Annotated in this window: 12 protein-coding genes; 3 read left to right on the forward strand and 9 right to left on the reverse strand. The window is 71.7% G+C overall.

Going from position 1 to position 13,974, the window contains the following annotated elements:
- Positions 1–56: 56 nt before the first annotated feature.
- Together ACQUQ1_RS02940 and ACQUQ1_RS02945 are read right to left on the reverse strand one after the other, a co-directional pair.
- Complete coding sequence (locus ACQUQ1_RS02940) at positions 57–344, reverse strand: DUF357 domain-containing protein (RefSeq protein ID WP_435062759.1); 288 nt, start codon at positions 342–344, stop codon at positions 57–59.
- Between the two features lie 101 nt (positions 345–445).
- Positions 446–961 carry an Lrp/AsnC family transcriptional regulator gene (locus tag ACQUQ1_RS02945; RefSeq protein ID WP_435062760.1) on the reverse strand — a complete coding sequence of 172 codons (516 nt, stop codon included), beginning with the start codon at positions 959–961 and terminating at the stop codon, positions 446–448.
- 233 nt (positions 962–1,194) lie between these two features.
- Here ACQUQ1_RS02945 and ACQUQ1_RS02950 point away from each other — a divergent pair, with 233 nt between their 5' ends.
- From ACQUQ1_RS02950 to ACQUQ1_RS02960, 3 genes are all read left to right on the forward strand, one after another.
- Positions 1,195–3,378: an amino acid permease gene (locus tag ACQUQ1_RS02950; protein ID WP_435062761.1), complete on the forward strand. Its 2,184-nt coding sequence runs from the start codon at positions 1,195–1,197 to the stop codon at positions 3,376–3,378.
- Between the two features lie 123 nt (positions 3,379–3,501).
- Entirely contained in the window at positions 3,502–4,605 is a 1,104-nt protein-coding gene (locus ACQUQ1_RS02955; RefSeq protein WP_435062762.1) for an NAD(P)/FAD-dependent oxidoreductase, read from the forward strand.
- A gap of 148 nt (positions 4,606–4,753) precedes the next feature.
- The gene (locus ACQUQ1_RS02960; RefSeq protein ID WP_435062763.1) at positions 4,754–5,038 is read left to right on the forward strand and encodes a DUF7545 family protein; all 285 of its coding nucleotides are present in this window, start codon (positions 4,754–4,756) and stop codon (positions 5,036–5,038) included.
- A 100-nt stretch (positions 5,039–5,138) separates the two neighbouring features.
- On the opposite strand, the gene ACQUQ1_RS02965 is transcribed toward ACQUQ1_RS02960, so the two are convergent.
- The 7 genes from ACQUQ1_RS02965 to ACQUQ1_RS02995 all read right to left on the reverse strand — a co-directional run bounded on the left by ACQUQ1_RS02965 (position 5,139) and on the right by ACQUQ1_RS02995 (position 13,917).
- Positions 5,139–6,920, reverse strand: a complete 1,782-nt coding sequence (locus ACQUQ1_RS02965) for an ABC transporter ATP-binding protein (protein ID WP_435062764.1) — start codon at positions 6,918–6,920, stop codon at positions 5,139–5,141.
- 132 nt (positions 6,921–7,052) lie between these two features.
- Positions 7,053–7,988 carry a glycosyltransferase family 2 protein gene (locus ACQUQ1_RS02970; protein WP_435062765.1) on the reverse strand — a complete coding sequence of 312 codons (936 nt, stop codon included), beginning with the start codon at positions 7,986–7,988 and terminating at the stop codon, positions 7,053–7,055.
- Between the two features lie 130 nt (positions 7,989–8,118).
- Complete coding sequence (locus tag ACQUQ1_RS02975; protein WP_435062766.1) at positions 8,119–8,931, reverse strand: ZIP family metal transporter; 813 nt, start codon at positions 8,929–8,931, stop codon at positions 8,119–8,121.
- 151 nt (positions 8,932–9,082) lie between these two features.
- Entirely contained in the window at positions 9,083–10,294 is a 1,212-nt protein-coding gene (locus ACQUQ1_RS02980) for an aminopeptidase P family protein (protein WP_435062767.1), read from the reverse strand.
- A 63-nt stretch (positions 10,295–10,357) separates the two neighbouring features.
- A complete protein-coding gene (locus tag ACQUQ1_RS02985; RefSeq protein WP_435062768.1) occupies positions 10,358–11,956 on the reverse strand; it encodes a uracil-xanthine permease family protein in 1,599 nt (532 codons plus the stop codon).
- Positions 11,957–12,088: 132 nt separating this feature from the next.
- On the reverse strand, positions 12,089–13,078 hold the full coding sequence (locus ACQUQ1_RS02990) for a carbohydrate kinase family protein (RefSeq protein WP_435062769.1): 990 nt from the start codon (positions 13,076–13,078) through the stop codon (positions 12,089–12,091).
- Positions 13,075–13,917, reverse strand: coding sequence for a sugar phosphate isomerase/epimerase family protein (locus tag ACQUQ1_RS02995; RefSeq protein ID WP_435062770.1), 843 nt, complete (start codon positions 13,915–13,917; stop codon positions 13,075–13,077). The genes ACQUQ1_RS02990 and ACQUQ1_RS02995 overlap by 4 nt, the downstream gene beginning before the upstream one ends.
- Positions 13,918–13,974 lie beyond the last annotated feature (57 nt).

The raw sequence follows: 13,974 nt of genomic DNA on the forward strand, positions 1-13,974 counted from the left end.
CCGGCCTTCTCGCGATCACAGGATAAAGCCGCCGCCGGTCGGGCGCCCCCGCCCGGTTACTCCGTCGTGAACAGGTCGGTGTCCTCGGGGATCGCGAACAGTCCCATGCGGACGCCGCAGTCGAGCCAGCCGTAGCCGTAGGAGTACGACGCCAGCGCGTTCACCGGGTCGTCCGCCTCGCGGAAGTGGCGGCCGTCCTCGAGGTAGGAGGCGGCCATCTCCTCGCACTCCAGCGCCATCACGTGGAGGGGCGTCCCCTCGGGGACGCACACCTCGGCCGCCGCGAGCGCGTCCGCGAGCATCTCCCCGTACCGGGTCGTCTTCTCCTCCAGGTCAGCGGGCATGGACGCCACTGCGCGCGCCCGCCCCCTGAGCGTGTCGCCCCCGCGGCACGGTGCCGGTATCGACGTGTCACCGGCGGGCCGGACGGCCGCCGTCGCCGGCGTTACGGTCCGCCGCGGCGGTCGTCGCCGTCGCGTTCGAACTCGGGGTCCTCCTCGGGGTCGAGGAAGCCGCGGTACGGGCAGACGTGCTCGTCGCGGATCAGCTGTTCGTCGATGATCTCCAGCCCGAGCTCGTCGAGCTCCCTGTTGATCCGGTCGAGGTCGTCGTGGTCGCGGCCGATCGCGTTCACGTACACGTTCCGCTCGCCGGTCATGATCTCCCGGACGGCGGTGACGCCGCGTATTTCCCGGGCCTTCTTCCCCAGTTCGTCGCGCTCGGGGATCCGCGCGGTGCAGACGATCTTCGTGTACAGCGGGTAGCCCGCGAGGTCGTAGTCGATGTCGATGTGGTAGCCGCGGACGATCCCGGACTCCTCGAGCTTGTTGAGGCGGGTGCGGACCGTGCTCGCCGAGAGGTCGAGCTTCTCGGCGATGTCGCTGGACGACGTCCCCCGCGCGTCCTGCTGGAGGTAGTAGAGGATGTGTCTGTCCACGGAGTCCAGCTCGCCGTCTTTCATCTGTACGTGCACTGCCCCCGGCCCACGCATTAGTCTTGTTCCGTCGACCCCGACGGAGCAGTCGCCGCCGAGGGGTCGTTGTCGGACCCGCCGCCGCGGGATCCGTGACTAACCGGAGACGGATGGCGTGATATCTATGCCGATCGTTGACGATCCGTCAATAGAAACCGCCCGTTTATGGTGTACCGTCATATACGTACGTACGAGTACCCGGTCCGTCGGACACATCCACCATGAAGGAACTCGAACGAGACCTCGGTCTCCCGTCCGTCCTCGCGATCAGCATCGGCGCGATGATCGGCAGCGGCATCTTCATCCTGCCGGCGCTGGCGCTGAAGATCGCCGGGCCCGCGGTGATCCTCGCGTACGCGCTCGCCGGCCTGCTCGTCGTCCCGGCGGCGCTCTCGAAGTCGGAGATGGCGACCGCCATGCCGGAGGCCGGCGGGACGTACATCTACATCGAGCGCGGGATGGGCCCGCTGCTCGGCACGGTCGCCGGCGTCGGCACGTGGTTCTCGCTGTCGTTCAAGGGCGCGCTCGCGCTCGTCGGCGGCGTCCCGTACCTCCTCCTGCTGTTCGACCTGCCGCTGAAACCGGTCGCGCTCGGCCTGGCGGCCGTGCTGATCCTCGTGAACGTCGTCGGCGCGAAACAGACCGGCCGGCTTCAGGTCGCGATCGTCGTCGTGATGCTGGCGGCGCTCGGCTGGTTCGCCGCGGGGAGCGCCCCGAGCGTCCGGTCGGCCAACTACGTCGACTTCTTCGGCTACGGACTGGAGGGCGTCCTCGCGGCGACCGGGCTTGTGTTCGTCTCCTACGCCGGCGTCACGAAGGTCGCGAGCGTCGCCGAGGAGGTCGAGGACCCCGGCCGGAACATCCCGCTGGGGATCCTCGGGTCGCTCGCGTTCACCACGGTCCTGTACGTCGCGATCGTCGCCGTGCTCGTCGGGATCACCGACCCCGGAAGCGTCGCCGGGTCGCTGACGCCGGTCGCGGTCGGCGCCGAGCAGACGCTCGGGCGGGCGGGCGTCGTCGCCGTCATCGTCGCCGCCGTGCTCGCGCTCGTGTCGACGGCGAACGCGGGGATCCTCTCGTCGTCGCGGTACCCGTTCGCGATGAGCCGGGACCAGTTGGCGCCCCCGTCGCTGTCGTCGGTCAGCGAGCGGTTCGGCACGCCCGTCACGTCGATCACGCTGACGGGCGCGGTGTTGCTGTTGCTCATCGCGTTCGTGCCCATCCTCGACATCGCGAAACTCGCCAGCGCCTTCCAGATCATGGTGTTCGCCCTGATCAACGTGGCCGTCGTCGCCTTCCGCGAGGGGAGCGTCGAGTACGAGCCGGAGTTCACCTCCCCGCTGTACCCGTGGGTGCAGGTGTTCGGTGCGGTCTCCGGGCTGCTCCTGCTGACGCAGATGGGGACGGTCGCGCTCGCGGGCGCGGTCGTCATCACCGTCGGCAGCGTCGTCTGGTACGCGGTCTACGTCCGCCCGCGGGTCGACCGCGAGGGGGCCGCGACCGACGCGATCCGGCGGCAGGTCGGCCGGGAGGCGCTCGCGGACATCGAGTCCGCCGTCGCCGAGCGCCCGGGCACCCGCGAGGTGCTGGTCGCGCTCACGAAGGACCTCGACCCCGACCGCGAACGGTCGCTGATCGCGCTGGCGGCCGACCTCGTCCGCGAGGACGACGGCCGCGTGGTCGCCGTCCGCTTCGAGGAGGTCCCCGACCAGGCGCCGCTCACCGAGGACGTGACCGTCCAGTCCGACGCCGATCGCTCGTTCGAGACGAGGGTGGAGGCGCTCGCCGACGATCTGGACGTGGCCGTCGAGGCCGACGAGATCGTCAGCCACGACACGAAACACGCCGTCGTCAACTTCGCCGACGACCGCGGCGTGGAGACGATCGTCGCCGAGCACGAGCCGCTCCGGCTCCGATCGCGCCTGATCGGCGACCCGTTCGACTGGGTCGTCCGCCACGCCCCCTGCGACGTGCTGCTCGTCGACAACCTCGGCTACGACCGGCCCGAGCGGGTCGTCCTCTCGGGCGACGTGGGGCCGTACCCACCGCTGGCGGTGGACGTCGCCGAGGCGGTCGCGCGGGCGAACGGCGGGGAGGTCTCGCTGTGGTACCCCGACGACGGCGCGGACCCGGAGAAGCGCCGCCGGCTGGTCGAGGACTACCGCTCGGAGCTGTCGGACCTGCTGTCGGTGCCGGTCGCGGCCGAGTCGGTCCGGACCGACGGCGGCCGGCTCCCGGACCCGGACCTGCTGATCCGTCGCGGGGCGGACCACCGGCTCCGCACCGCGCTGTTCGACGAGCGCCCGGACCTCCCGAACCCGGGGTGTACGGCCGTCACCGTCTATCCCCACGAGTCGCGCCGGCCCGGGTTCGGGCGGCGGCTGGTCGAGCGGCTGGCGTTCTGAGGGGCGCGTCGCGCCTCGCGGCGACGCGACGGCGACGCGCCGCCGTCCCGGGAGGGGGCCGCTGGCCGCCGTCCGGACACGACAGCACAACGTACAAACCCCGGAGCCGCATATCCGAACCCAATGACCGACTCCTCCGACGTCGTCGAGCACCGACCGTTGATCATCGCCGGAACGGGCTCGGCCGGGCTCACCGCCGCCATCTACGCCGCCCGCTCGAACAACGACCCGCTCGTCTTCGAGGGCGACGAGCCCGGGGGCCAGCTCACGCTCACCTCCGAGGTGGAGAACTTCCCCGGCTTCCCCGAGGGGATCGGCGGCGCGGAGTTCATCAACGACGCCAAAGAGCAGGCGAAGCGCTTCGGCGCCGACGTGAGAAACGGCGTCGTCGAGCGCGTCGAGCGGGTCGAGCGAAGCTCGACTGCCGACCGGAACGCGCCGCGTTCCGGTAACGACAGCTCCCGCCCGTTCCGCGTCGAGCTGACGAACGGCGACGTCTACACGGCCGACGCCGTCATCGCCGCCTCCGGCGCCTCCGCCCGGACGCTCGGCATCCCCGGCGAGGACGAGCTGATGGGGTACGGCCTCTCGACGTGTGCGACCTGCGACGGGGCGTTCTTCCGCGGCGAGGACATGCTGGTCGTCGGCGGCGGCGACGCCGCCATGGAGGAGGCGAGCTTCCTCACGAAGTTCGCCGACACGGTGTACATCGTCCACCGCCGCGAGGAGTTCCGCGCGGAGGACTACTGGATCGACCGCGTGATGGAGCACGTGGAGGAGGGGAACATCGAGATCATGCGCAACACCGAGGTGACCGAGCTCCACGGCTCCCGCGAGGACGGCGTCGAGTCGGTGACGCTCGTGCGCCACCCCGAGGGCCACCCCACCGAGAAGCTCGACGACCCCGAGACCGAGGAGCGGGAGTTCCCCGTCGGCGCGGTGTTCTACGCCATCGGCCACACGCCGAACACGGAGTACCTCGCGGACACGGGCGTCGAACTGGACGAGGAGGGGTACATCCGCACGAAGGGCGGCCACGGCGCGGGCCAGACGGAGACCGCGGTGCCGGGGCTGTTCGGCGCCGGCGACGTCGTCGACTACCACTACCAGCAGGCGGTCACCGCCGCCGGCATGGGCTGTAAGGCCGCAATCGACGCCGACGACTACCTGGAGGAGCAGGCGCGCGCGGAGGCGACGGCCGGCGAGACGGCGGCCGCCGACGACTGAGAACCGCTTTTCGCTGGCCCTCCTCGCTCGCCGTGCTCGCCCGTCGCCGCCGGCGGAACCGGGGGAGGACGCTCCGAGCGACCGCCGTCTCGCACGCCGACCGCCCGAGACCCACGGACCTTTACGTCCGCCACGCCACCGACACGGCATGGTCGGAACCGAAACCTACACGGTCACGAGCCCGAGCGGCGACACCGACGAGGTCGACCTCCCCGAGGGGCTGGTCGACATGCTCGCGGAGCAGGGCGAGAACCCCAGCCAGGTCATCAGCGACGTGGTCCTGCAGGCGTTCGCCCAGCAGGCCCACGCCATCGCCCACCACAGCGAGGGCGAGCCGCCCCAGGACGTCCTCGACATCAACGAGAAGGCCGAGGAGCTGTTCGAGGAGCGCTTCGGGCGCAGCCTGAGCGAGGCGATGGGCCACTCGCACTGACGCCCGGGAGCCGCCGCGACCCCGCCACGACGCCCGTTTTCTCCGGGGACCGAACGGCGGACAGCCGCGGCCGTCGGCGGCCCCGCCCCGACCGGCGCCGTCACTGCGCGTAGTACAGTTCGGCGTACAGCCCCTCGTCGTCCACCAGCGTCTCGTGTTCCCCCCGCTCGATGATCTCGCCGTCGTCGATCGTGTAGATCCGGTCGGCGTCCTTGACGGTCGAGAGCCGGTGGGCGATCGCGACGACCATGAACTCGCGGTCCATCGACTCGATCCCGGCCTGCACGCGGGTCTCGATGTTCGTGTCCAGGTCGCTCGTCGCCTCGTCGAGCAGCAGCAGGTCGGCGTCCTCCAGCAGCGCCCGCGCGAGCGCGACGCGCTGGCGCTGGCCGCCCGACAGCCGGACGCCGTCGTCACCCAGCTCCGTCTCGTACCCGTTCGGGAGGTCGTCGACGAACTCCGTGACCTGCGCGATCTCACAGACGCGCTCCATCTCCGCCCTGGTCGCGTCCGGGTTCGCCATCCGGAGGTTCCGTTCGAGGGTCGTGTTGAAGATGAACGGGTCCTGCCGCACGTACGCCACGCGGGAGCGCCACTCGTCGACGCCGTACTCCTCGATCGGGACGCCGGCGGCCGTTATCCGTCCGCTATCCGGGGCGTACAGCCGGGCGAGCAGCGCCGCGATGGTCGACTTGCCGGCGCCCGACTCGCCGACGAACGCGACGAACTCGCCGTCGTCGATCCCGAACGAGACGTCCGAGAGGACCTGCTCGTCCCCGTCGTACGAGAAGGAGACGCCCTCGAAGCGGACCGGCGAGGGGTCGTCCGGGACCGGCCGGTCCCCGCCCTCGATCTCCGGGTTCCGCTGCAGGGTGTCGATGAAGTCCTCCGTGCGGACGAGGTGGGGGAGCATCCCCTCGAGCTGATAGAACCGCTTGTTCGTCCCGCTCACGGCCGGGCCGAGCTTGAACATCACGAACAGGAACGCCCCGAGCACGCCGAAGGACATGTTCGTGAACACGAACGCCGCGTAGATCAGCGCGAAGATGAGCAGCGCGATCGAGAGGTTGTACGCGTTCCCGATGAGCGCCTCGTTCCGGCTCACCCTGATCGACGCCTCGACGTACCGGCCCATCGCCTCGGAGAACAGCTCGCGCAGCCGGCCGTCGTACCCGAGGGTCTTCACCTCCCGGATCCCCTGCGTGCCGGCCTGGACGGTCCGCTGGATGTCCTCGTTGGCCTGCGCGACCCGGTCCCCGATCGTGTAGGCCGACTCGACCACGTTGCGCAGTCCGAACGTCAGGACCGCGACGAACACGGTCGACAGGAGCGTCAGCACCGGGGCGAGATACAGCGCGAGCACGACGTACACCAGGATGATGAGCCCGGACTGGAACACCCGGACGAACGCCTCGATCCCCTCGCCGGCCTTCTGTGCCTGCGTGACGATCGCGTTGAGGATGTCGTCGGAGCCCTCGTGGTCGAAGTAGGCGATGCGCGCGTCCAGCGCGTTGTCGAACCCGCGGGACTGGAGGTCCCGCACGTAGAGGTTCTTCAGGTACACGCGCGCCCACTCGGCGAGGAAGGTCGACGTGTAGCGGACCGTGAGTACCGCGCCCAATCCGACGACGATCGTCCCGACGGTGAACGGCACCCCCAGTACCTCGTACAGCGACGCGAACAGGCCGGCGATCCCGCCGTCCGGCCGCGCCTCCGGCGACTGTGCGACCTCGATCAGCGGCACCACGAACGTCACGCCGACCCCCTCGAGCAGCGCGGTCAGTATCCCGAACACGACGATCGCCCCGGTGAACCGCGGCTTGTACGACGCGATCAGGTACAGCGCGTGGAGCTTGTCCCGTAGTCCGACGTCCTCTGCCATTGTCGCCGCCTGTCCTCGAACGGGATTTGTTAGTATGGCCCTATGCCGGCTGGCGACCGGACTCCCTCCCGCGATCGGCGGCCCGGGACCGCTGGACGGCGCGCGGGCGGCCGTCGCGACACCGGACCCGGTTCACAGGCCGGTCGCGATGTCGCGGACGCGCTCGGCGAGGGTCCATCCCGGGAGTCCGAACAGGGACGCGACCGTTCCGGCGCCGCACCTCAGCCGCCCCCCGACGCCCTCGGCGTAGTAGGTGGCCAGCAGGAAGTGATAGACCGCCGACGGCGACCACGTGCTCTCCTCCAGGAGATACCGGCCGTGTTTCTGGTGCCAGGTGGCGAGCAGCTCCCGGCGGATCTCGGGGTACCGGTCGTACAGTCCCTGTCGGTGCCTGATGTTCTGTTTCACCTTCTCGAGGCGTCTCGCCCCGGTCCACAGCTTGTTACCCTCCTGGCGATAGACGACGAGACACTCGTCGACGTAGTCGACTTTCGTCCGGAGCGCCAGCGCGATCTTCAGGTCCGTGTCGCCGAGTTCGATGTCGAGGTCGTCGTCCGGGGCCATCCCGGCGAACGGCATGCAGTCCGTCAGCACGCTCCGCTCCATCAGCATCGAGCCGGTCCAGAGGGGGAACGTGCGGAACGCCAGCGCGTGCTCCAGCACGTCGCCCGACACCTCGGGCTTCGGGTACCGCGGCTCGTCCCCCCACAGGACGCCGCAGTAGGAGACGCCCACCTCCGGGTTCTCCCGCAACACCGCCGCCGTCTTCGTCAGCTTCCCCTCCAGCAGCCGGTCGTCGTCGTCGAGGAACTGCACGTACTCGCCCGTCGACGCCTCGATTCCCGTCGTGTACGCGGCCTGCCAGCCGCCGTTCTCCTCCCTGACGACGGCCTCGTCGATCACGTCGCCGTACTCCTCCAGCACGGGCTCCGCGTGGCCCTCCCCCGAGTCGTCGACCACGACGAGCTCGACGGGCTCGTACCCCTGGGCGCCGACGCTCTCGATCGCCTCCGGGAGGAGGTCGTTCCGGTAGTGGGTGGGGATGATCACCGAGATCGTGGGGGGCATACCCGGGCGAGGGGCGGCATCGGTAATGGTTATACCCCGGCTATCCCCGAGGGTCGCACCCCCCGCGGCAGTCCCGGGTCGCGTGCGCGCGGCGACTCCCGGACACCGGGGCGACGCGACCGGACCCGCGCTACACCGACGTGACCGCGAGCAGCGGCACCGTCGCGCCCCCGCCGACGAGGACGCCGGCGACGAGTTCCCGCCTCCCGCCGCCCGCGAGCCCCTCGCCCAGCTCCAGCGCCTCGGGGATGAACTCCGTGAGCACGAGATACACCATCGCGCCCGCGGCGAAGCCGAAGCCGACCGGGAGGAACCGCTCGGCGACGGTGACGAAGTAGAAGGCGACCACCGCGCCGAGCGGCTGCGGGAGGCTGGAGAACACCGCCCACCAGACCATCCGCCACGGCGGCACGTCCATCGTCCGCAGGGGGATGGAGACGGCGACGCCCTCCGGGACGTTGTGGATCGAGATGGCCAGCGTCATGAACACCGCCAGGAGCGGGACGGCCGTCCCGAACACGACGACACCGCCGAGCGTGTCGAACCCCAGTTCCGCGAACGAGACGCCGACGGCCACCCCCTCGGGGAAGCTGTGGACCGTGAGCACCCCCAGAATGAGCAGGAGCTTCCGGTAGTCGGCCTCCTCGTACTTGCGGGGGTGGACCTCCACGTCGGCGATCACCTCGTGGGCGACGACGACCAGCACGACGCCCGCGAGGGCACCGACCCCGAGGTCGAGCGGCGTCCCGTACGCCAGCCCCTCGCTCGCCAGCCCGAACACCGACGCCCCGATCATGATCCCCGAGGCCAGCCCCCACAGCGCGACGTTCCACCGGTCGCTGACCTCCTCCACGAGGAAGAACGGAAGCGCGCCCAGCCCCGTCGCCAGCGCGGTGACCAGCCCCGCGAGGAACACGAAGACGTACGCGCCGAGCTCCGCCATGTCCGACCGTAGCCGGCGCGCGGCCATAATTCTCACGTTGCTGACTTTTTCGGCCGGCCGAAATCGCGTCTCCGGAAAACCCGAACACGTGAGGGGAACGGCGCGTGAACTCTGTCCGTAGGAGCGTATCAGAAGTTTGTGAGAAACGAGATCACTCCGTCTTCCACCCGCGGTCCGTGCGGTTCAGGCGGACGCAGCCGCCCTCGGTGACGACGACCAGGTCTTCGACGCGCACGCCGAACTCCCCCGACAGGTAGACGCCGGGCTCGACGCTGAACACCATCCCCGGCTCCAGTTCGCGGTCGCTCCCCTCGACGATGTACGGCTCCTCGTGGACGTCGAGGCCGACCCCGTGGCCCGTCCGGTGGACGAACTCGTCGCCGTAGCCCGCCTCCTCGATGACGTCCCGGGCGGCGGCGTCGACCTCGCCCGCGGTCGCGCCGGGCTCGACCGCCTCGACGGCCGCCTCCTGGGCCTCCCGAACGAGCCGGTGGACCTGCCGGAAGCCCTCCGGGGGCGACTCGTCCCCGAAGACGAGCGTCCGGGTCTGGTCGGAGGGGTAGCCGTCGACCCGGGTGCCGAAGTCGAGGACGACCGGGTCGCCCGCCCCGACGACGCGGTCGCCGTGGGTGTGGTGGGGCATCGCGCCGTTCGGACCGGACCCGACGATGGTCTCGAAGGAGACGCCCGTGCCGCCGTGCGCGTCCAGTCGCTCCTCGATGTGGTCCGCCAGTTCGGCCTCGGTCATCCCGACGACGTCGTCGCCGTCGGCGCGCAGTTCCCGGATCACGGCGTCGGCCGCCTCGCCCGCCCGGCGCATGGCCGCCACCTCGGCGTCGTCCTTGATCACGCGCAGGTCCGCGAGCACCTCGCTCGCGAGGCCGAAGCTCGCGCCGGGGAGCGCCTCGCGGAGGTCCTGGGTGAACCGCGCGTGCATCGTGTCGTCGACGAGGACGCGGGTTCCGACCCCGTCGTCGACGCCCTCGGTCCCGCCGCGCAGCCCGAGGTCGTCCGCGACCGCCTCGACGGCCGCCAGGGGGTCCTCGTCGTCGCCCCACGTCCGCACGTCGTCGACGGCGGACTCGGCGCGCACCTGCTCGCCGGAGAGTTCCGGCACGAGGAAGACGGGGCCGGCGTCGGCCGCGAGGAACAGCAGGAGGTGGCGCTCGCTCGGCGCCTCGGTGTAGCCCGTGAGGTACCGGAGGTTCGTGCTCGGGAACAGGACCAGCGCGTCGGCGTCGCCCCCGCCGTCCGCGTCGTCCGGTCCGTCCGTCGTGCCGTCGCCGAGGCGGTCGCGGACGGCCGCGATCCGGCGGGCGTAGGGCCCGCCGGCATCGGCGTCGGTCGCGTCGGTGTCGCTCATGTCCGGTCGTACTGCCGCCGCCGAGTTGAACGCGTCGGAGGAGGCGGTCGGGGGCGGCGGCGCTCAGTCCGCGCGGGTCGCGTCGCCGTCGCCGCCGCGGACGAAGCGGTCGTAGGCCGACAGGAAGTCCTCGTCGGACTCGGCGGTGCGCTCCCAGTCGTCGAGGCCGCGCTCGGCGTCGGTGCCCGGGATCAGGTTGTCGAGGGCGAACGCGACGACGCCGCCGACGGCGATGCCGGTCGAGCCGACGACGAACACCGTGTTCGCGACCGCGTCGGCGCCGAGCACCGGGCCGAACACGGGGACGGCGGCCATACTCCGCGCGAAGAAGGCGGCGCCGCCGACGCCGTCGGGCGCCGCGCTCGCGACGTTCGAGAAGTACTCCGGGACGAACAGCCCGGCGAACAGCGACACGCCAAGCACGAAGAGGTTGCGCTGGGAGTCGAGGTCGACGTACTTCAGGTTCGCGAGGCCGACGCCGACGATCTGGCCGAACATGGCGACGTAGAGGCCGCCGACGACCGGGTCGGGGATCGACGCCACGAGCGCGCCGAACGGGCCGAAGAAGCCGACGACGAGCATCGCCGCCGCGCCGACCTGCACGACGTAGCGGGAGGCGACCCCCGTGAGCCCGATGGCGCCGATGTTCTCCGAGTAGGAGGTGGAGCCGCCCGCGCCCATGAGGCCGGCGAACACGTTCGCGAGCCCCTCCATCCCGATGCCGTGGGTGATGCGCTTCTCGGACGGCGCGCCGACGCCCGACAGGCGCGCGACGGCGTGGTAGTCGCCCAGCGACTCGACGATCGAGGCGATCACGCCCGCGAGCATGCCGACGACGAAGCTCGTCGTCACCCGCGGCACGCCCCACTGGAGCGGGTAGATGGCGACCGCCAGCGGCGCCTCCGCCACCGGCGTCAAGTCGACGTACCCGGGCGTCCCGGGGGCGTACACGCCGGCGGCCGACAGCGCCAGCGCGACGACGTACGCGACGACGATGCCGAGCAGGACCGGGAACAGCTCGAACGCCCGCGCGCGCTCGCCGAGGAACTGCGAGAAGACGGCGATGAGCCCGAACGTGAGCAACAGCAGCGGCCAGTTCTGCGTCGCGCTCGCCACCTGCGGCGCGGTGAACAGCGTCAGCCCGATGAGCACGATGACCGGCGCGATCACCACCGGCGAGACGAACCGCCGGAGGCGACCCACCAGCCCGAGGTAGCCGACCGCCACCTCGAATAACGAGGCCACGACGATGGCGCCCTGTAGCTGGAGGAGCGCGGCGCGCCACGCCTCCACCCCGCCGCCGGGCGGGTTCGCGACGACGACGCCGACGATGGCGAGGGCGGGCGCCAGCATCGAGAACGGCGCCCCCTGGACGATCGGGTAGCGGTTCCCGAGCGTCGTCTGCGCGAGCGTGGCGATCCCGGAGACGACGAAGAACGTCCCCACGAACCGCGGGACGAACCGCTCGGGCATCCCCATCGCGCCCGCGAGGATCAGCGGGACGGCGATGTTCGCGCCGACCATCGTGAGGTAGTGCTGGATCCCGAGCCCGAGCGACCGCCCGAGGGGCGGGCGGTCCTCGATCCCGTAGGTGAGAAGCGCTCCGTCCCCGCCGTCGCCGGCGTCGTCCGGTCCGTCGTCGTCGGCGCCCGTGGCTGGCATCTCACCCGCCCGTTCGGGCTTCCGCACTTCACCCTGCCGTTCTCGGGAGCCACGCGTGGCCGAACTGATACGTATCGGGGCCCGCCGCCGTCTGCGGCGGGCGGTGCGGTCGGGACGGTCGTCCGGGTCGGGCTACTCGCCGTCGTCGTCCCCGCGGTCGCCGCCGGTCCCGCCGTCGACGCCGTCGAGGAACGCCTCGACCTGCTCCCGCGTCGGCAGCGCCGCCATCGCCCCCTGGGCGGTGGTCGCGCGCGCCCCGACGGCGTTGCCGAAGCGGAGCGCCGCCGCGAGGTCCGCGCCGCCGTCGAGCGCGTCGACGGCGCCGGCGGTGAAGGCGTCGCCGGCGCCGGTCGTGTCGACCACGTCGGCGTCGAAGCCGGGGTGCTCGGCGGTGCCGGCCCCCCACGGCGCGTCGGCGGTCGACCGGGCGTACGCCCCCGCCGCGCCGCGGGTGATCAGCGCGGTGTGGGGGCCGTCCGCGACGACCGCCGACGCCACGGCCTCCGCCGTCCCCTCGTAGCCCGCCGGGTCGAGGTCCTCCACGGACGCGACGAGCACGTCCACGTCCGGGAGCGCCCGCGCGAGCGTGTCGCCGTAGTCGAACGCCCGCCACAGCGACGGGCGCGCGTTCGGGTCGAACGAGACGGTGACGCCCTCGGGCGCCCGCTCCAGCAGGTCGAACACCGCCGAGCGCGCCGGCTCGTGGGCGAGTTCGACCCCGCCGACGTGGAGCCAGTCGACGGCCGCGAGCGCGTCGTCGCCGATCCGCCCCGGCTCCAGTCGGGTGCTCGCGGTCCCGTCGAGGTACAGCGAGAACGACCGATCGCCGTCCGCGTCGAGGGCGACCACCGCGAGGCCGGTCGGCGCCTCGGGGTCGCGCTCGACGAAGGTGTCCGGGATCCCCTCCCCCCGAAGCGTCGCCGCGAGGAAGTCGCCGAAGCCGTCCTCGCCGAGCCGGGTCCACAGCGCCGGCGCCTCGCCGAGGCGCGCGAGCCCGGCGGCGACGTTCGCGGGCGCGCCGCCGGGCCGTCTGGCGTACGTCCCGGCGTCGCCGTGGCCGCCCGCCTCGCCCCCCTCGGGGTGGAGGTCGACGATGCACTCGCCGACGACCAGCCGGCTCATTCCGGGCCCCCCGCGGGGGCGGCTCCCCCGCGACCGTCGCCCCCGTCGCCGTCGGCCGCCGCCACCAGCTCCTCGACCCGGTCGAGGCTGTGCCCGAGGTAGCCGTAGTCGCGGGTGAACACCTCCGCCGAGAGCGTCCCCGTCCAGTCGTCGGGGAACGCGCGCAGTATCCGCTCGAAGTCGACGAACCCGGCGCCGATCGGGAGGTGCTCGTCGCTCGGGCCGCGCACGTCGTTGAGGTGGACGTGGCTGATCCGGTCGGCGTGCTCGCGGACGAGCGCCGCGATGCCGTCGTCGTCGCGGCCGTCGACGCGGGCGTGGCCCGTGTCGAGACACATCGAGACGTCCGTCCGGTCGAGCAGTTCGCCGATCCGGTTCGTGTCGAACCGGCCGTTCGGGATGTTCTCGGCGACCACCTCCACCCCGCGGTCGGCGGCGTACCCGTCGAGGTGGCGAACCGACTCCACGACGTGGTCGCCGATCGCCCCGTCGTCGTGGGCGGGCGACCACGCGTCCGAGGTCGGATGCAGCGTCGCCTTCGTCGCGCCCAGGTCCGCCGCGAGGTCGACGTGCGCCTCCAGCTCCGCCAGCGACCCCGAGCGCACCCCGTCGAACGGCGATCCCGGGTCGATCGAGCCGAAGGGGAGGTGGACGGTGCAGCCGACGCCGTGGTCGGACAGCGCGTCCCGGAGCGCGTCGCGTCGGGGCGCGAGCTCGTTCCTGGCGCCGTCGCCGTCGAGCATCACCTCCACGTAGTCGTAGCCGTGGTCCGCGGCCGTCGCCACCGCCTCCCGGCGGTCCATGCCGATCTGGGTGACGAACCCGATGTCGACGTCCATACCCGGGATTTCACCCGCCGGCACTTCGACCCTCCGACCGTCGACGGGCGTCGAGCG

This window comes from Halobaculum sp. EA56 (assembly GCF_051195075.1).
GTDB lineage: Archaea > Halobacteriota > Halobacteria > Halobacteriales > Haloferacaceae > Halobaculum.